This is a genomic window from Microbacterium sp. lyk4-40-TSB-66, assembly GCF_030209475.1.
Lineage (GTDB): Bacteria > Actinomycetota > Actinomycetes > Actinomycetales > Microbacteriaceae > Microbacterium.
In genome coordinates this window covers 279,850-297,523 of record NZ_JARVRW010000001.1, presented here as the reverse complement: position 1 = coordinate 297,523, position 17,674 = coordinate 279,850, and the positions used below count along the sequence as shown (strand labels likewise).

The following is a 17,674-nucleotide window of genomic DNA, read 5'->3' as shown; positions in this document are numbered from 1 at the left end:
ACGGCACGGCATCCGCGCCCGTCGTCGCCCCCGCCACCACGCGGGCCCAGGCCCGGGCCGCCGACGACCACGCCGCGCTCCGCGACTCGATGCACCGCGTGCGTCTCGAGGTCGGCAAGGCCGTCGTCGGACAGGACGGTACCGTCACCGGACTCCTCATCGCCCTTCTCTCGCGCGGCCACGTCCTGCTCGAGGGCGTCCCCGGCGTGGCCAAGACGCTGCTCGTCCGCTCCTTCAGCCGCGCCCTGGGGCTCGACACGCGTCGCGTGCAGTTCACCCCCGACCTCATGCCGGGAGACGTCACGGGCTCGCTCGTCTACGACCCCCGCGCCGGGGGGTTCGATTTCCGCCCCGGCCCCGTCTTCACCCACGTGCTGCTGGCCGACGAGATCAACCGCACGCCCCCCAAGACCCAGGCGGCGCTGCTGGAGGCGATGGAGGAGCGGCAGGTGTCGTCCGACGGCGAAAGCCGTGCCCTCCCCGACCCCTTCCTCGTCGCGGCGACCCAGAACCCCATCGAGCACGAGGGCACGTACACGCTCCCCGAGGCGCAGCTCGACCGCTTCCTCCTCAAGCTCGTCGTCGACCTGCCCGGGCGCGACGCCGAGGTCGACGTGCTGCGCCGCCACGCGGGCGGTTTCGACCCCCGTCGCCTCGACGACGCCGGGATGCACGCGGTGGTTACGGCCGACGAGATCCTCGCGGCCCAGCGCGCCGCGGCATCCGTCGCCGTCGACGACGACCTGCTCGGGTACGTCGTCGACCTCGCGCGCGCCACCCGGCAGAGTCCCTCCGTGCTGCTCGGTGTGAGCCCCCGCGCGACGACGGGCCTTCTGGCCGCCGCCAAGGCCTGGGCGTGGCTCGGCGGCTATCCCGCGATCACGCCGGACCACGTGCAGACGATGCTCGTGCCCGTCTGGCGCCATCGCATCCGTCTGCGCCCCGAAGCCGAGATCGAGGGCGTCTCGGTGGATGCCATCCTCACCTCCGTCCTGCAGCAGACCCGCGTCCCCATCTGATGTTCGTCACCGGCCGGCTCGCCCTCCTCGTCGCCCTCGGCGTCGTTCCCCTCGTGCTGCTGAGCAGCGCGGGGGTGCCGGCGTGGACCGCCGCGGGCGGCTGGGTCGTGCTCTGCGCCGTCCTCGCCGCCGTCGACACGGCCGCGGCCGCCGACGCCCGCCGCGTGGAGATCACGCGGACGCTGCCGGAGCGGGCGCTCCGCGACGAACCCGTCGCGGGAGAACTGCGGGTGCGCAACCTCGGTACCCGTCTGCTGAGGGCGCGGGTACGCGACGCGTGGCAGCCGACGGCGGGTGCGCCCTCGGCGCGGCAGAGCCTCACCGTTCCCCCGGGCGAGCGACGCGGAGCTCCCCTCTCGCTGCTCCCGCGTCGCCGGGGCGAACTGCGCAGCGCGTTCGCCGTCGTGCGATCGGTGGGTCCGCTCGGCCTCGCCGGTCGGCAGGCGGTGATCGCCGCTCCCGCGCGCCTGCGGGTGCTGCCCCCGTTCACCTCACGACGGCACCTGCCCTCGCGTCTCGCCCGGCTGCGGGAACTCGACGGCAACACCACGCTCCAGGTGCGAGGGCAGGGCACCGAGTTCGACAGTCTGCGTGAGTACGTCCGCGGCGACGATGTGCGCTCGATCGACTGGCGGGCCACCGCCCGCGCGGGGACCACGATGCTGCGCACCTGGCGACCGGAGCGCGACCGGCACGTCGTCATCGTCATCGACACCGGACGCACGGCCGCCGCGCGGGTGGGCGACGGCGTCCGCCTGGACGCCGCGATGGAGGCCGCACTGCTGCTCTCGGTGCTCGCGACACGCGCCGGCGACCACGTGCACCTGCTCATGTTCGACCGTGTCACCCGCGCGCGCGTCACGCGGATCGACGGGTCGCAGCTGCTTCCCGCTCTCGTGGATGCCATGTGCCCGGTCGACCCGCAGCTCATCGACACCGACTGGGATGCCGCTTTCGCCCAGATGCGCGGCCTGTCGGTGCGTCCGGCCCTGGTCGTGCTGCTGACCGCGGCCGACGACCCCGAGGCCGCGCGGGCGTTCCTCGCGTCGCTGCCCGCCGTCGCGTCGCGCTCGCGTCTTCTGGTGGCGACAGCGACCGACGGCCCGGGAGAGGCCCCGCCGCACCGGGACGCCGCCGACGTGTACGCCGCCGCGGCCGTCGAGCGTGCCCGGCACGACGCCGAACGTGTGCGCGACGCGGTGGTGCGCGCGGGCGGCGACGCGGTGTCGGCGTCGGCCGACGACCTTCCGCCCCTCGTCGCCGACCGCTACCTCGCGCTCAAGGCGGCGGGCCGGCTTTAGCACGTTCAGCCCCCATGCAGCCCGAGACATACGTCCCGGCTTATCCTGAGGGGTAATCTTCGAGCCGTCCGCGCGTCCCCTCCGTGCCCGGCTGCGCCGTCAACGCACAGGATGCGGGAGCTCTCTTGCCAGGTAATGCCACCACGCACTTCGATGATGTGGCCCTTGTTTCGGTGGCGAGCGTCCTGCCCAGCCGCGTGACGACGTCCGACGACATCGAGGCGAGGCTGGCCCCGGCGCTGCAGCGACTCAAGCTCAAGCCCGGACTCCTCCGACGCGTCGCGGGTGTCACCGAGCGCCGCAACTGGGCCGAGGGCGAGTCGTCCGACGAGGCGACGATCGCCGCGGGCAAGCAGGCCCTCGCCGAAGCGGGAGTAGACCCCAGCGAGGTCGGCCTGATCATCAACACCTCGGTCACCCGCAAGCACCTCGAGCCGTCGGTGGCCGTGCGCCTGCATCACGGTCTCGGCCTGCCGAGCTCGGCGATCAACTTCGACGTCGCCAACGCCTGCCTCGGGTTCATCAACGGCATGAGCCTCGCCGCCGGCATGATCCAGTCGGGGCAGGTCAAGTACGCCCTGATCGTCAACGGCGAGGATGCCGACGAGATCCAGGTCAACACCATCAACCGCCTCGTGCGCGAAGATCTCGACCGTGACGCGTTCATGCAGGAGTTCGCCTCTCTGACGCTGGGTTCGGGCGCCGCCGCCGCCGTGCTCGGTCGCGCGAGCGATCACCCCGAGGGTCACCGCATCGTGGGCGGCGTGACGCGCGCCGCCACGCAGTTCTACGACCTGTGCGTCGGCAGCGTCGACGGCATGTTCACCGACGCCAAAGCGCTGCTGAAGGGCGGCCTCGACCTCGTCGTGTCCGCGTGGAAGGAGGCGAAGGACGAATTCTCCTGGACCGGCATGGACCGCTACATCACGCACCAGGTCTCGTCCGTCCACACCTCCGCGATCGTCCGCGCCGCCAAGCTCGAACGCACCCGCGTTCCGGTCACCTACCCGACCCTGGGCAATGTGGGACCGGCATCCATCCCCATCACCCTTGCCGCCGAGCAGAAGACGCTGCGCCGGGGCGACCGCGTCCTGCTGATGGGAGTGGGCTCCGGGCTGAACACCGGCATGCTGGAGCTGGCCTGGTGAGGGTCACGGCCCCCGGCGCGACCCTGCCCCCGGTGGGTCTGCCCGGCCTCGACCCGGCCCTGTCCCGCCTCGTCGCCGTCGACGGCGTCGCCGCCGACTCGGGCGACACCCGCACCTGGCACGTGCTCGACAACGGAGATGCCCTCGCCGAGCGCGGCATCACCCCCGTCGGCACGATCGTCGCCGTCCACGGCAACCCCACCTGGTCGTATCTCTGGCGGGCACTGGTGAGCACCTCGCTCGAGCGCGCCGAAGCCGGCCGGACGGCGTGGCGGGTCGTCGCCGTCGACCAGCTCGAGATGGGCTTCTCGGAGCGCTCGGGGCTGCGGAGGACTCTGGCGCAGCGCATCGCCGATCTCGGCGCGCTCGTGGAAGAGCTCGGCCTCCCGGGTCCGATCGTGACGATCGGCCACGACTGGGGAGGACCCGTCTCGCTCGGGTGGGCCGTCGAGAACCGCGACCGCCTCGCCGCCGTCATCGCCTTGAACACCGCCGTGCACCACCCCGACGGCGCACCCCTGCCGTTCGCGTTGCGCGTGGCCACCGCCCGGGGCATGCTCGCCGCGGGGACGACGGGGACGACCGCGTTCCTCGACACCACCCTCGCGCTCGCCGACCTCGATCCCGCCGTGCGCTCCGCCTTCCGCGCGCCCTACGCCACCGTCGCCCGCCGCCGCGGTATCGGCGGGTTCGTCGCCGACATCCCCGCCACCTCGACCGACGAGAGCACCCCGGCCCTGCGTCGCATGTCCACGGGGCTGCGGCGACTCGAGGTGCCGGCGCTCCTGCTCCGCGGCCCCAAAGACCCCGTGTTCGGCGAGGCGCACCTCGACGACCTCACCGACCGCCTGCCCCACGCGGACGTTCATCGCTTCGAGGGCGCCGGGCACCTCATCGCCGAGGAGCGGCCCTACGCCGACGTGGTGCTCGACTGGCTCGACGAGAAGGTCGTGGATGCCGAGGACCCGCGCACGGCGCAGGACTCCGGCTCGACCCGCGTCGCGCGCGACAATGACGGCGCGTCCTCCGCCGCCCGCGCCGCGGACGAGGCGGACGCCGGCTCGCTCTGGGACGCCCTCGACGCCCGCCGCGACGACGACGACACCGCCGTCATCGACATGAGCACCTCGCGCGACGGCCGGCCGCTCCGCGTGAGCTGGCGTCAGCTCGCCTCCCGCGTCGATGAGATCGCCGCCGGTCTCGACGCCTTCGGCGTGCGCGCCGGGGACCGCGTCTCCCTGCTCGTGCAGCCCGGTCCCACCCTCACCGCCGCGCTGTACGCGTGCCTGCGCATCGGCGCCGTCGTCGTCGTGGCCGACCGCGGTCTCGGCATCCGAGGTCTGTCGCGCGCCGTGCGCGGTGCGGTGCCCGACGTCGTGATCGGCGAGGTGGCGGGACTCGCCGCCGCACGTGCCCTCGGGTGGCCGGGCCGCCGAATCTCGGCCGCTTCCCTCCCGGCCGCGGGATCGCGCGCGCTGGGCGTGGAGGCGAGCCTGTCCGACCTGGCCAGAGCCGGACGGGGTCGCGCCCTGCCCGCGCCGCCCGCACCCGACGCCGACGCGGCCGTGCTGTTCACGTCCGGCTCGACCGGGCCGGCGAAGGGCGTCGTCTACACGCACGCGCAGCTCACGGCGCTCCGCGACACCCTCGCCGCGCACTTCGGCGTCACCGCCGACACGGGCCTCGTGACGGGATTCGCGCCGTTCGCGCTGCTCGGCCCGGCGTTGGGCACGCGCTCCGCAACGCCCGCCATGGACGTCTCCGCACCCCGCACCCTCACCGCCGCCGCCGTGGCGTCCGCCGTCCGCGCATCGGACGCCCGCATGGTGTTCCTCTCGCCCGCCGCCGTCGCCAACGTCGTCGCCACGGCATCCGCCCTCGGTGCCGATGATCGCGCAGCGCTCGAGCGCGTCGAGACGTTCCTCTCCACCGGCGCCCCGGTCGGCATCGACCTGCTCCGCCGCGCGCAGCGACTCATGCCGAACGCCGTCGCGCACACCCCGTACGGCATGACCGAGTGCCTGCTCGTCGCCGATGTCACGCTGCCCGAGATCGAGCGGGCCGCAGGTGACCGCGGCGTCTGCGTCGGTCGTCCGCTGGGCACGGGCCAGGTGCGCATCTCCGCGATCGACGCCGACGGACGCGCCACCGGGGAGCCGACGACCGACGCCGGGGTGACCGGCGAGATCGTCATCTCCGCCCCCCACCTCAAGCAGGGCTACTTCCGCCTCTACCTCACCGACCGCGAGGCGCGCCGGGGCCTGCCCGACCGCTGGCACCGCACCGGCGACGTCGGCCACCTCGACGCCGACGGACGCCTCTGGGTCGAGGGCCGACTCCCCCACGTCATCACCACCTCCGACGGACCCGTGACCCCGGTCGGCATCGAGCAGGATGCCGAGACCGTCGACGCCGTCGCCCGCGCCGCCGCCGTGGGGGTCGGGCCCGTCGGCCGGCAGGTCGTCGTCGCGGTCGTCGAGGCGGGCGCCCGCCGCCCGGGCCTCGCGTCGCCCGAGCTGACGGACGCGGTTCGCGCGGCCACTCGCCAGCGACTGGCGGCTGTGCTGGTCGTGCCCGTCCTCCCCACCGACATCCGCCACAACTCCAAGATCGATCGCACCCGCGTCGCGGCGTGGGCCGAGCGCCTCCTGGCCGGCGAGAAACCGACGGCACCGTGAGGGTTCTCGCCACCGGCGCGTCCGGCTTCCTCGGTGGGGCGGTCGTCCGCGCCCTGCAGGACGCGGGACACTCGGTCCGCACCCTCCAGCGTCGTCCCTCCGGCGTCGACGGCGCCGAGGATCGTCTGGGCTCCGTGACGGATCCGGATGCCGTGGCATCCGCCCTCGACGGTGTCGACGGCGTGGTGCACCTGGCGGCGAAGGTCTCGCTCGCGGGAGACCCCGCCCAGTTCCGCGCGGTCAACGTCGAGGGCACGCGCATTCTCCTCGACGCCGCGGCCGCCGCCGGGGTCTCGCGCATCGTGCACGTGTCGTCGCCGTCGGTCGCGCATGCCGGTCACGCGCTCGCGGGCGTCGGCGCCGAACCCGCGGATCCGGATGCCGCGCACGGCGAGTACGCCCGCACGAAGGCCGAAGCCGAGCTGCTCGCGCTCTCCCGCGCCGGCGACGGCCTGTCGCTCGTCGCGATCCGCCCGCACCTGGTCTGGGGCCCGGGCGACACCCAGCTCATCGCGCGCATCGTCGACCGCGCGCGCCGGGGCCGCCTGCCCCTGCTGAACGGCGGCACGGCGCTCATCGATTCCACGTACGTCGACAATGCGGCATCCGGGATCGCCGCCGCCCTCGCGCGCGTCGACGACGTCAGCGGACGCGCCTACGTGCTGACCAACGGCGAACCGCGCCCGGTCGGCGATCTCCTCGCCGGTATCTGCCGCGCGTCCGGCGTGACGCCGCCGAGGTTCAGCGTGCCCGCGGGGCTGGCTCGCGCGGCCGGTGCCCTCGTCGAGCGGGTGTGGGCCGTGCGTCCGGGCGAGGACGAGCCGCCGATGACCCGATTCCTCGCCGAACAGCTGTCGACGGCGCACTGGTTCGACCAGACCGAGATCCGCCGTGATCTGCGCTGGGCCCCCTCCGTGTCGCTGGACGAGGGTCTGCGCCGCCTGTCGCGCGCCTGAGTCGCGCGGGGTCGCTGGGTCGCGTCTGCACCCCGCCCATGTCCCACTTGGTGCGAAATCTGAAGCTCGAACCTGCACGAATTGGGACACAGCCACCAAACGCGACGCCCACCCAACCGCGTCCCGCGCCATGTCCCACTTGGTGCGCAATCCGTAGCCTGCACCTGCACCAAATAGGACACGGCTGCCAGACGCCACGCCACGCAACCGCGTGCCGCGCCATGTCCCGCTTGGTGCACAATCCGGAGCCTGAACCTGCACGAAGTGGGACACGCACGGCGGTGAGCAGCAGGAGCTCCACGAGACGGCGAACGACGGAAGGCCCGCCCCCGCGAGGGGACGGGCCTTCCGGATGCCGCGACGACCGAGCCGCAGCGCGGCGGAGAGCTCAGACCAGGTCGAACCGGTCGAGCTCGGTGACCTTGCGCCAGGCGGCGACGAAGTCGCGCACGAACTTCTCCTTGGCGTCGTCCGAGGCGTAGACCTCGGCGAGCGCGCGCAGCTCGGAGTTCGACGAGAACACCAGGTCGACGCGCGTGCCGATACCGACCTTCTCGCCCGAACCGTCCTTCGTGCCCTCGAACGCGTGCTTTCCGCTGTCGAGCGGCTTCCACGTCGTGCCCAGGTCGAGAAGGTTCGCGAACACGTCGTTGGTCAGTGCGCCCGGGGTGTCGGTGAAGACGCCCCAGTCACTGCCGTCCCAGTTGGCCCCGATCGCGCGGAGCCCGCCGACCAGCACGGTCATCTCGGGCGCGGTGAGGGTCAGCAGGTTGGCCTTGTCGAGCAGCAGGAACTCCGCCGGCAGCCGCGTCTCGCGCGAGGCGTAGTTGCGGAAGCCGTCGGCGATCGGCTCGAGCCACCGGAACGACTCGATCTCGGTCTGCTCCTGCGACGCGTCGGTGCGGCCGGGGGTGAAGGGCACCTCGACCTCGACGCCGCCGGCGAGGGCGGCCTGCTCGACACCGGCGTTGCCCGCGAGCACGAGCAGGTCGGCGATCGAGACCTTCTTGTCGCCCTGCGCGTCGAAGGCGGCCTTCACGCCCTCGAAAACGGAGAGGACGGATGCCAGCTGCTCGGGGTTGTTGACCGTCCAGCTCTTCTGCGGCTCGAGACGGATGCGCGCACCGTTCACGCCGCCGCGCTTGTCGCTCCCCCGGAAGGTGGATGCCGCGGCCCACGTCGTCGTGACGAGCTGCTGCACCGTGAGGCCGCTGTCGAGGATCTGACGCTTCAGCGACGCGGCATCGGCGGCGTCGATCAGGGCGTGGTCGACGGCGGGCACGGGGTCCTGCCATGCGAGAACCTCGGCGGGAACCTCGGAGCCGAGGTAGCGCTCGCGCGGGCCCATGTCGCGGTGGGTCAGCTTGAACCACGCGCGGGCGAAGGCGTCCTGGAACGCGGCCGGGTCTTCGGCGAAGCGGCGCGAGATCTTCTCGTAGGCCGGGTCGACCCGCAGCGCCAGGTCGCTGGTGAGCATGCGGGGCTCCCGACGGCCGTCGGAGTGCGCCTCGGGCACGAGGCCGGCACCGCCACCGTTGACCGGACGCCACTGGTGCGCGCCCGCGGGGCTCTGGAAGAGCTCCCATTCGTAGGCGAACAGGATGTGGAAGAACTCGTTGTCCCAGCGCGTCGGGTGGTAGGTCCACGTGACCTCGAGGCCGCTCGAGATGGTGTCGTCGCCCTTGCCGGTGCCGAAGCTGCTCTTCCAGCCGAAGCCCTGGTCGTTGATGTCGCCGGCCTCGGGGTTCACGCCCACGTGCGAGTCGCTCGCCGCACCGTGCGTCTTGCCGAAGGTGTGGCCACCGGCGATCAGGGCGACGGTCTCTTCGTCGTTCATGGCCATTCGGCCGAACGTCTCGCGGATGTCGTGGGCCGACAGCTGCGGGTCGGGGGTGCCGTTGGGGCCTTCGGGGTTGACGTAGATGAGGCCCATCTGGACGGCCGCGAGCGGGCGCTCCAGCTCACGGTTGCCGGTGTAGCGCTCGTCGCCGAGCCACGTGGTCTCGGGACCCCAGTACACGTCGTCGTCGGGCTCCCACACGTCGGTGCGTCCGCCGGCGAACCCGAAGGTCGGGAAGCCCATGTCCTCGAGCGCGACGTTGCCGGCGAGGATCATGAGGTCGGCCCACGAGATCGACTGGCCGTACTTCTTCTTCACGGGCCACAGCAGGCGGCGGGCCTTGTCGAGGTTGACGTTGTCGGGCCAGCTGTTCAGCGGGGCGAAGCGCTGCATACCCGCACCGGAGCCCCCGCGGCCGTCGGTCACACGGTAGGTGCCGGCACTGTGCCAGGCCATGCGGATCATCAGCGGGCCGTAGTGACCGAAGTCGGCGGGCCACCAGTCCTGCGAGGTCGTCATGACGTGCTGGATGTCGCTCTTCACGGCATCCAGGTCCAGCGCTTCGAAGGCCGCGCGGTAGTCGAAGCCCTCGTCGAGGGGGTCGCGCAGCGCGTTGTTCTTCGCGAGGATCTTCACGTTCAGGGCTTCGGGCCACCACACGCGGTTGGCCGACCCCTGGGTCGGGTGCGGCAGGGCACCGGCGGGCTCGCTGTCGGCGGGGGCTTCACCCACCGGCAGTCGGTTGTCGTCGGGGGCGGCGCCGTCGTGGAAGACGGGGCATCCGTTCAGAGTGTCGCTCATCGGGATCCTCTCGGTTTTTCGGCTTCGGACTTCGCTCGACAATCGGAGCACACGCCCCAGAACGTCACCTCGGCGGTCTCTATGAGGTAGCCGCTTCCCTCCGGCACGTGCAGGCAGGGGGCGGACCCCACCACGCAGTCCACATCGTCGATGCGTCCGCACGAGGTGCACACCACGTGGTGGTGGTTGTCGCCCACGCGCAGCTCGAACGTGCCGGCGTGACCGGCGGGTTCGATGCGTCGGGCGAGCCCTGTGTCGACGAAGTCGCCGAGCGCGTTGTACACCGACTGCTTGCTGGTGCCGGGGAGGATGCCGCGGATCCCGTCGAACACGGCGTCGGCCGTGGCGTGCGGGTGCGCACGCAGAGCCTCGAGCACGGCGACGCGTGTCGCCGTCACCCGCAGGCCCGCGTCGCGGATGAGGGCATCCGCTGCGGCATCCGGTCGACTGTCGAGCATGACTCGAGCCTACCTACTTTTGAGTGAATCAAAAATGACACGCCGACGAACGATCGGGGTGCTGGATGCCGTTCACCCGGCCGTCAGCGTCGGCGTCCCCGCCTCGTACTCGGTGACGTCACCGCTCTCACCAGCGCGCGCGGCTCGGCGACCCACCCACAGCATGTAGAAGAGGAAGACGCCCAACGCCGCCGCCCCGATGGCGATCTTGATCGGCCACGGCCAGTCGCGCGGGGTCACGAACCCCTCGACGACACCCGACAGCGCGAGAGCGAAGACGAGTCCCACCGCCACCGTCGCCAGCGAGCGCCCGGCGGCGGCGAGGGCCTCCCCGCGCGTACGTCGACCGGGCGCGACCCACGCCCAGAAGATCTGCAGGCCCGCCGCCCCCGCGACGAAGATGGCCGTCAGCTCCAGCAGGCCGTGCGGGAGGATGAACTGGAAGAACACGTCGGCACGGTCGAAGGCGATCATGATGGCGGCCGACTGGCCCACGCCCACGGCGTTCTGCATGATGACCATGACCGGCCACACCCCGGTCACCCCGAACATCACGCACTGCGCCGCGATCCAGGCGTTGTTCGTCCAGACCGTGCCCGCGAAGATCGCGTTCGGGTTCTCGCGGTAGTAGTCCACGAACTGCTCGTCGGCGTAGTTCTGCAGATCGCTTTGCGCACCGAGCGCGGCGATCGTCGCGGGATCACCCGAGATCCACAGGGCGACGAGCGTCGAGACCACGAGGAAGAACACCGTCACGGCGAGGGTCATCCATCGCACGCGGTACAGGGCTGCGGGCAGCTGCAGCAGGAAGAAACGGGGCAACTGCTTGAGCACGTTCTCGCGGACGCCCGTCAGGCGCAGCCGGGTGCGGGCCAGCAGGATCGAGACGTAATCGCCCTGGGGCGTCCGCCCCGCCGAGGTCTTGATGTCGGCGAGATCCGCCGACGCCGCGCGATAGCGGGTCACGAGTTCGTCGACCTCGGGGCCGCTCAGGTGCCGCGTACGCCCGAGCTCGTCGAGACGGGCCCACTCGTCCCGCCGAGCAGCCGTGAGGGCGTCGAGGTCCATGTGGTCAACTGTACGCATGGCTCCGCCTCCGACCCCCGCCGCCGCGGTCACCGTGGTGCACATGAACGCCGACGAAACACTCACCGGCGAGGCCGTCGCCCTCGACGTGCAGCCGGTCGGCTTCTTCCTCCGCGCCGTCGGAGCCATCATCGACTTCGTCGTCGGCGTGGCCGTGCTGGTGGGCTGCGCTCTGCTCCTGCTGTGGATGATCGGGGCGGGCACCCTGCCGGAGTCGGCGATCGGCATCGGCGTCATCTCGCTGCTCGTGATCGTCACGGTGGTACTGCCCACGACGGTCGAGACGCTGTCACGGGGGCGCAGCCTCGGCCGCCTGGCCGTGGGGGCCCGTATCGTCCGCACCGACGGCGGTGCCGCCGGATTCCGGCAGGCCTTCATCCGCGCGGTGGTGGGGGTGCTCGAGCTGTGGTTCACCCTGGGCGCGATCGCGGCCGTCGTGGGCATCTTCACACCGCGCGCGCAGCGCCTCGGCGACCTCCTGGCGGGTACGGCCAGCGAACGCACCCGCACGCGTCCCCTACCGCCCGCTGCTCCCGGCCTGCCACCGGGCATGGAGCCGTGGGCCGAGATCGCCGACGTCACACGGCTGCCCGATCGCCTGGCCGCGCGCCTGTCGCAGTTCGTCCGCGGGGCCGACGCCCTGGAGCCGGCCGCGAGGGCCCGTGTCGCGGCATCCCTGGCCGAATCCGTGCGCCCGTTCGTGTCGCCCCACCCGTCGGTGGATGCCGAGACGTTCGTCCGTGCGGTGTCGGCCGTGCGGCGCGACCGCGAGTACCGCGCGCTCGTCCTCGAGAGCTCGCGTGCCGCAGCGCTCACCGAGCGACCCTGAGTGGGCGCGGGGGCCGCAGCTTCAGGTTCGGGGCGGATTCGGCCGTTAGGGGCGGGACCGCTCGGCCCCGAACGGCGAAACGCGCCCCGAACCCTCGTGGAGCGACCGGAGCAACCCAAACGATCGGAGCGACCCAAGCGACCGGGTCGACCCATGCGACCGGAGCGGCCCTGACCGACCCGAGCTGCCCGAGCGACCGTGCGCGCCCGCCCGGCGCGACAGGGTCAGGTGCGCAGTGTCTCGTGGCGCACGACGACCCAGCCCTTGGGCACCGACAGCCGATCCGCGTGGATCGCGCAGAGGTCGTGCGCGTGAGGGTCGCCCGCGGGACCCATGGGGCCCAGGGCCGCCATCTGGTCGCCGTAGTCGTAGGTGAGGGTGCTCATCGCCTCACGGGCGCATCCCACCTTCGAGCAGAGTCTGTCGCGCATCGCCGGTCAGCCTAGTCAGCACCTCCCCCTCCGCCTCCACGCCGCGCCGATGCCCGGCATCCGCTCCCCTCCGGGACACCCGGGTCCGAGCCGACCGGTGCGCCCCGGTGCGCCCCGGTCCGCCCACCGGGGCGCGCACGCGTCGGATCGCCCGGCGCACCCCCCGCGTCCGCCCTCGCCCGCGCGCGCCCCGGTCCGCCCACCCGGGGCGCGCACGCGTCGGCTCGCCCGGCGCACCCCCCGCGTCCGCCCGCCCCCGCGCGCGCCCCCCGCATCCGCCCACCCGCAACGCCCTCGTCTGCCCGCCCGGTCGCACGCGCGAACGTAGGATGGGCGCATGATGCGTCGCCGATCCCGCGAAGCGCGGCCGGTCGCCCGCCCGTCGCGTCACGGGCGACACGGGCGTGAGAACCGCAGCCCGGTGGTGCGCCCCCCGCTGCCCCCCATCGACACGCGCGTCGAGAGGTTCGACATCGCGGTCAGCACCGCGGCGGAGTTCCTGCGGTCGGCGTGGACCGACCTGCGCGAGGTGTCGTTCGAGATCGGCATCATGCCCCCCGCCTCCGCTGACGGCATCCCGCGCTGGACGGTCCTGCGGGAACAGAAACGCATCATCCTGTACCGCGTGCCCATCGAACGCCTGGGGCACCCGCATCAGGACGACGACCTGCACCGTCGCATGATGATCGAGGGAGCCGTGTTCCGCGCGGCCGCAGAGTACCTCGACCGCGATCCCTGGGATCTGGGCCCCGAGCGCTTCCGCTTCTTCTGAGCCGCCGTCGCCCGAGCGACGCGGTGCCGCGCGGCTCGCCGTCGCGGCGGCATCCGTGACCCGGCGTGCGTCGGGTCAGTCCCTCACGGCAGGACGGTGACCGCCGACGCCGCCGCGTCCGCGGGCCAGAGCGGGTACGACGCCAGCGCCGACGCACCGGTGTAGGTGACGGAGGCACGCACGGGCGCGGTCGTCTCGAGGCGGTACACGCCCGCCGCGACGGGCAGCGCCGTGCTCGACCCCGCCACGACGGGGGTCGACACGGGGTCGCCGCCCTCGACGGGGGTGAGGGTGACGCTCGCATCGCCCGCGTCGGCGGCGAGCACCACCGACGCACCCGAACCGGGGGCGACCGCGACGACGCTGGGGTCGGCGATCTCGGGGGCCGCGGCGTACCAGGCGAAGTCTGCGCCCTCTCCGAAGCCCGTCGTCGACCACGTCGCGCCCACCACGGGGGCCGTGGCCGACACCTCGACCGTGTACGCGCCGGCGGTGTTGCCCGTGAGGTCGACGGAGGTGGGGAGCCCGGCCGTGAGAGGAATGTCGAAGGACGCGGGAGCGGGCGTCACGGCATCCACCGGGATGAGGGCGACGGTGGCGGTGGCGTCCGCGCCCGGCGCGAGCAGGCGGAGGACGGTCCCGGCCTGGCCCGCCGCGGTCGCGACGACCTGCACACCGGGCATCACCAGGCGCGTGTCGGCCTGCGCCGTCGGTGCCACCTGCTCGACACCGCCGGGCAGCAGCACCCGCGTCACGCTCGTCTGCAGCGCCGCGTGCACGGGGGCTCCGGATGAGACGACCCGTACGACGGGGCTCTCCTCGCCCAGCAGCAGTCCCGCCAGGGGCACGATGCGGCGCTCGCCGGCCGCGATGACGATGTTCTGTCCGCTCGGCGGCGTCGACACGCCCTGCGATCCGTACACCGACAGCTGCACCGTCGCCGGCACGCTGCCGGGGTTGGCCAACTCGATGAGGTCGTTCGCGCCCGTGGTGCTCGCCCCTCCCACCAGCCACGACTCCGCCAGCGGAGCGCGGCACGCGGATGCCGCGAAGCCGACGAGGTCGTCGGAGGCGGCGGTGGCCGAGGTCGCTGCGGCGATCGAGGTCAGCACTCCGTCGCGCGGGGCCGCGCGCAGGACCGGAGCGTCGCCGTCGGCGGCTCCCGTCGCCCCGCCGAGCGTGCTGGTGGTGGCAGCGGCGTCGGCGGGTCCGCTCACGATGTCCGACGGCGCGGCGGCGCTCAGGCTGCCCGCGGCGTCGGCGTTGCGCCCGAGCGCCAGCAGCGGACCGTCGCACGCGAGCACGGTGTCGCTGGGCGCCGGGGTGGTCTCGAGACGCACCGGCTGCGCCGTGTACTGCGGCCAGGGCACCGCGATCGCGGCGACGGTGCCGACGACGGCCGCCGCGGCGATGGCCGCTCCGGCGACCAGGCGGGCGCTCGTGGCGGCGTAACGGGCCAGTCGGCGCTCACTCATCGCGAACCTCCCGGTGTCGGTCCGACGATGCGCGGGGTGCGGCGCGCGATGCGGCGCGAGGCCGCGGTGGGGACGGCGAGCAGCAACGCGATCACCAGCACGCCGAGAGAACCCAGCGCGACGAGCCGTTGGAGGGTCGCCCGGTGATCGTCCAGGGGCGCGCGCGGAACGACCTCGGTGTTCACGCGCCAGAGGTCTCCGCGCGAGGTCGTCCCCACGGGATCGAGCAGGTCGCGCTGGTCGAGAGAGGTGGCGGCGCTCAGCCGGTCGCCGAGCACGACGTCGTCCTGGGTCGACGGCGCCGACGACAGCAGGACGAAGCCGATCCCCCGCTCGGCCAGCAGCGACACGACGTCGTCGGTGGAGGGCGACACGAGGTCGGCGGCAAGGGCTGCGAGCTCGCGCTGCTGGTCGTCGGCGGAGACGCGCGTGGCGTCGACCGTGCTCTGCCCAGACAGCGTGGCGCTCCCGCCCCAGACGACCTCGACGCGCAGGCCGTCGTCGCGCGGGTCGAGCACGAGCGTGCCGATGGCGAGCGAGCCGCGCCCCTCGGCGGCGACGAAGGCGGGGAGGGTGGAGACGGGTCCGTTCGTCAGCACCGAACGCGGGGCGGCGCCGTCGGCGAGCTGGGCGGTGAGCGCGGGGGCCACGGCCACGGCGAGCGCCAGCACCGCTGCGAGCCCGCCGATCGGACGAAGCACCCGTACGCGATCGGGGATGCCGGCATCGAGGGCGACGACGGCAGCACCGACCAGACCCACCCACGCCAGACTGAGGCCGGAGCCGGCCCAGAGCGGCACCGCGACGGCGGAGTCGTCGAACGACACCGCGACACCCACCGCGGCGAACGCGGTGGCGAGCCCGGCCACGGTGATCACGATGAGCCCGGATGCCGTGATCCAGCGCGCCGTGAGCACGGACAGCACGGCGAGCACCGCGAGCGGAGCCACGAGCAGGCCCACCCACCACACGGGGTGACCGAGCAGACTCGCCCACCCGCCCGGGTCGGAGGTGGGGAACCCCGCGGCCAGCAGGGCACGGCCGAGCGGATCGGGCGAGACCTCGTCGCCCGCGAACGGCACGCCGGGGTCGGCGAGCAGACCCCACGCATTGCCGGCTCGCACCTGGGTCCACACGAGCGGGGCGAAGATCACCGCCGAGGGGATCACGAGCCACACCACCCGAGCGATGCCGCGGCCGGCGACGAGGGCGACGACCACGAGGGCGGCGCACCAGAGCACGACCGCCGCGGGCGCCAGGGACGGGGCGCAGGCGAGCACCGCGACGAGCAGGATGGATGCCGCCCCCGCCGGCGCCCAGGAGCGATGCGCGACGCTCGCGGCGGAGAACAGCCACGGCAGCAACAGGTGCACCAGCACCCCGGCGGGGCGTCCCTCCACGAGCGCAGCGAGGAAGGTCGGTGCGAGCGCCCACGCGATCGCCGCGACGATGCGCAGCAGCGACGACTCCGTGACGCGGGTGGCGGCGAACCAGCCGCCCAACACCGCGAGCGGGAGGGCGAGCACCCACAGCACGACGAAGGCTCGCGAGGGATCGCCCGGCGACAGGGTTCCCACCAGCGCCACGAGCGCTGCGAACGGGTCGGCCGGGCCGATGGCATCCAGCCCGAGAGGACGCAGACCCCAGGCCGCGTCCTGCCAGAGCTGCGCGACGTTCGCCCGAAGAGGAGCGAGCGCCCCGCCGCCGAGCACCGGCCATGCCAGGAGCGGCGCGAACAGGGCCACCGACACGGCGAGCGCGCCCAGCACCGCCCATGCGCCGCCGCCGACGAAGAACTTCAGTTCGCTGCGGACCGGGGCGTCGGGGTCGCCCACGTCGCCCTGCCAGCGCACGCGCATCTCGGCCCGCGAGACGCGGAGCGGGGCGATCCGCGACCATCCGACGCTGCGGACGGTGCGGATCCTCCGCCGCGCACGGGCGACGGCTGCCGGCCTCGCCATGACCAGAAGCGTCGCCCCCCATTCGGGCAGCACGCGGTGCGGGACTTTCGTCACCAGGTGCACGAACGTCCGCCACAGGGCGAGGGGCAGGAACGACAGCCAATGCAGGGGGACGGCGGGGGCCGGCGCGTACGCGAGCCGGCGGTGCAGTTGCGCCGTACGGGTCGCGAAGGCGCGGCGGCGCGCGCGCCGACGACCGCGGGCCATGGCGGCGACGCCGTCACCGGCGACGGCGACCCGGGCGGCGGGGACCACGGCGACCAGGCGGGCGCCCAATCGTGCGCGGACCCCCAGGTCCAGACCCTCGTCGGCGCCGCCGAGGGCGGGGTCGAGTCCGCCGAGCGCGGACCACGCGTCGCGGCGCACGAGGACTCCGCGCACATCGGCACCGAGCACGTCGGAGGAGCGATCGCGCTGCCCCTGGTCGAGCTCGCCGGCGACGAGGTCGACGGTGGCGCCGTAGCGGTTCATGCTCACGCCCAGGGAGCGGATGACGTCGCGATCGTCCCAGTCGACGAGCTTGGGGGCGGCCACCACCAGCGGCGGCGAGAGTTCGAGGGCGCCCGCGAGGCGTTCGAGCGCGTCGGGATCGGGCGCGGTGTCCTGCGCGAGGAGCCAGACCGTGTCGCCCGTCAGGCGAGGTGTCGCGAGCGCGGTGGCCGCGGCGAACGACGTCCCTGCCGAGGCCGTGATCACGCCTTCGGCTCCCGACCCCGCGGCCAAGCGGGTGAGCTCGGCGTCCGGGCCGCACAGCACGATGGTGAGGGCGTCCACGCGACGGGTCTGGGCGGCGAGGGCGGAGAGCGTGCGCTGAAGATGGTTCGCCGCGGGAGTGCGTCCTTCGGGACGCACGACGAGGATGGCGTGTACACGGTCGGGCATGACGCGGATCAGCCTAAGTCCGGCTCCGCGGGATCGC

Annotated in this window: 13 protein-coding genes; 7 read left to right on the top strand and 6 right to left on the bottom strand. The window is 73.3% G+C overall.

From position 1 onward, the window contains the following. Nucleotides 1-89 precede the first annotated feature (89 nt). The 5 genes from QRO03_RS01305 to QRO03_RS01285 all read left to right on the top strand — a co-directional run bounded on the left by QRO03_RS01305 (nucleotide 90) and on the right by QRO03_RS01285 (nucleotide 7,102). On the top strand, nucleotides 90-1,019 hold the full coding sequence (locus QRO03_RS01305; RefSeq protein ID WP_285135877.1) for an AAA family ATPase: 930 nt from the start codon (nucleotides 90-92) through the stop codon (nucleotides 1,017-1,019). Then, nucleotides 1,019-2,320, top strand: a complete 1,302-nt coding sequence (locus QRO03_RS01300; protein WP_285135717.1) for a DUF58 domain-containing protein — start codon at nucleotides 1,019-1,021, stop codon at nucleotides 2,318-2,320. The genes QRO03_RS01305 and QRO03_RS01300 overlap by 1 nt, the downstream gene beginning before the upstream one ends. Before the next feature lie 125 nt (nucleotides 2,321-2,445). Continuing rightward, on the top strand, nucleotides 2,446-3,468 hold the full coding sequence (locus tag QRO03_RS01295) for a 3-oxoacyl-ACP synthase III (RefSeq protein WP_285135716.1): 1,023 nt from the start codon (nucleotides 2,446-2,448) through the stop codon (nucleotides 3,466-3,468). Then, nucleotides 3,465-6,146, top strand: a complete 2,682-nt coding sequence (locus QRO03_RS01290; RefSeq protein ID WP_285135715.1) for an alpha/beta fold hydrolase — start codon at nucleotides 3,465-3,467, stop codon at nucleotides 6,144-6,146. Before QRO03_RS01295 ends, QRO03_RS01290 begins: the two co-directional genes overlap by 4 nt. Then, nucleotides 6,143-7,102, top strand: coding sequence for an NAD-dependent epimerase/dehydratase family protein (locus QRO03_RS01285; RefSeq protein WP_285135713.1), 960 nt, complete (start codon nucleotides 6,143-6,145; stop codon nucleotides 7,100-7,102). The genes QRO03_RS01290 and QRO03_RS01285 overlap by 4 nt, the downstream gene beginning before the upstream one ends. Nucleotides 7,103-7,490: 388 nt before the next feature. Here the strand turns inward: QRO03_RS01285 and katG are convergent, their stop codons facing one another. From katG to QRO03_RS01270, 3 genes are all read right to left on the bottom strand, one after another. Next, entirely contained in the window at nucleotides 7,491-9,743 is a 2,253-nt protein-coding gene (gene katG, locus QRO03_RS01280) for a catalase/peroxidase HPI (protein WP_285135712.1), read from the bottom strand. After that, on the bottom strand, nucleotides 9,740-10,201 hold the full coding sequence (locus QRO03_RS01275; RefSeq protein WP_285135711.1) for a Fur family transcriptional regulator: 462 nt from the start codon (nucleotides 10,199-10,201) through the stop codon (nucleotides 9,740-9,742). The genes katG and QRO03_RS01275 overlap by 4 nt, the downstream gene beginning before the upstream one ends. A gap of 72 nt (nucleotides 10,202-10,273) precedes the next feature. Then, nucleotides 10,274-11,269, bottom strand: coding sequence for a stage II sporulation protein M (locus tag QRO03_RS01270; protein ID WP_285135876.1), 996 nt, complete (start codon nucleotides 11,267-11,269; stop codon nucleotides 10,274-10,276). A gap of 16 nt (nucleotides 11,270-11,285) precedes the next feature. On the opposite strand from QRO03_RS01270, the gene QRO03_RS01265 reads away from it, so the two are divergent. Further along, the gene (locus QRO03_RS01265) at nucleotides 11,286-12,116 is read left to right on the top strand and encodes an RDD family protein (protein ID WP_285135710.1); all 831 of its coding nucleotides are present in this window, start codon (nucleotides 11,286-11,288) and stop codon (nucleotides 12,114-12,116) included. A gap of 224 nt (nucleotides 12,117-12,340) precedes the next feature. On the opposite strand, the gene QRO03_RS01260 is transcribed toward QRO03_RS01265, so the two are convergent. After that, on the bottom strand, nucleotides 12,341-12,547 hold the full coding sequence (locus tag QRO03_RS01260) for a DUF3499 family protein (RefSeq protein ID WP_055958394.1): 207 nt from the start codon (nucleotides 12,545-12,547) through the stop codon (nucleotides 12,341-12,343). A gap of 337 nt (nucleotides 12,548-12,884) precedes the next feature. Between QRO03_RS01260 and QRO03_RS01255 the strand changes: the two genes are divergently transcribed. Next, nucleotides 12,885-13,319: a hypothetical protein gene (locus QRO03_RS01255; RefSeq protein ID WP_285135709.1), complete on the top strand. Its 435-nt coding sequence runs from the start codon at nucleotides 12,885-12,887 to the stop codon at nucleotides 13,317-13,319. Between the two features lie 83 nt (nucleotides 13,320-13,402). Here QRO03_RS01255 and QRO03_RS01250 read toward each other — a convergent pair whose 3' ends face one another. Both QRO03_RS01250 and QRO03_RS01245 read right to left on the bottom strand, forming a co-directional pair. Continuing rightward, the gene (locus QRO03_RS01250; protein WP_285135708.1) at nucleotides 13,403-14,794 is read right to left on the bottom strand and encodes a DUF5719 family protein; all 1,392 of its coding nucleotides are present in this window, start codon (nucleotides 14,792-14,794) and stop codon (nucleotides 13,403-13,405) included. After that, nucleotides 14,791-17,637, bottom strand: a complete 2,847-nt coding sequence (locus tag QRO03_RS01245; RefSeq protein WP_285135707.1) for a glycosyltransferase — start codon at nucleotides 17,635-17,637, stop codon at nucleotides 14,791-14,793. Before QRO03_RS01245 ends, QRO03_RS01250 begins: the two co-directional genes overlap by 4 nt. Nucleotides 17,638-17,674 lie beyond the last annotated feature (37 nt).

Excerpts from the sequence above, each read along its gene's own strand:
- QRO03_RS01270 (WP_285135876.1), bottom strand. The coding sequence starts at position 11,269 with ATGGACCTCGACGCCCTCACGGCTGCTCGGCGGGACGAGTGGGCCCGT.
- QRO03_RS01255 (WP_285135709.1), top strand. The coding sequence starts at position 12,885 with ATGATGCGTCGCCGATCCCGCGAAGCGCGGCCGGTCGCCCGCCCGTCG.
- QRO03_RS01275 (WP_285135711.1), bottom strand. The coding sequence starts at position 10,201 with ATGCTCGACAGTCGACCGGATGCCGCAGCGGATGCCCTCATCCGCGAC.
- QRO03_RS01300 (WP_285135717.1), top strand. The coding sequence starts at position 1,019 with ATGTTCGTCACCGGCCGGCTCGCCCTCCTCGTCGCCCTCGGCGTCGTT.
- QRO03_RS01305 (WP_285135877.1), top strand. The coding sequence starts at position 90 with ATGCACCGCGTGCGTCTCGAGGTCGGCAAGGCCGTCGTCGGACAGGAC.
- katG (WP_285135712.1), bottom strand. The coding sequence starts at position 9,743 with ATGAGCGACACTCTGAACGGATGCCCCGTCTTCCACGACGGCGCCGCC.
- QRO03_RS01245 (WP_285135707.1), bottom strand. The coding sequence starts at position 17,637 with ATGCCCGACCGTGTACACGCCATCCTCGTCGTGCGTCCCGAAGGACGC.
- QRO03_RS01265 (WP_285135710.1), top strand. The coding sequence starts at position 11,286 with ATGGCTCCGCCTCCGACCCCCGCCGCCGCGGTCACCGTGGTGCACATG.
- QRO03_RS01260 (WP_055958394.1), bottom strand. The coding sequence starts at position 12,547 with ATGCGCGACAGACTCTGCTCGAAGGTGGGATGCGCCCGTGAGGCGATG.
- QRO03_RS01250 (WP_285135708.1), bottom strand. The coding sequence starts at position 14,794 with ATGAGTGAGCGCCGACTGGCCCGTTACGCCGCCACGAGCGCCCGCCTG.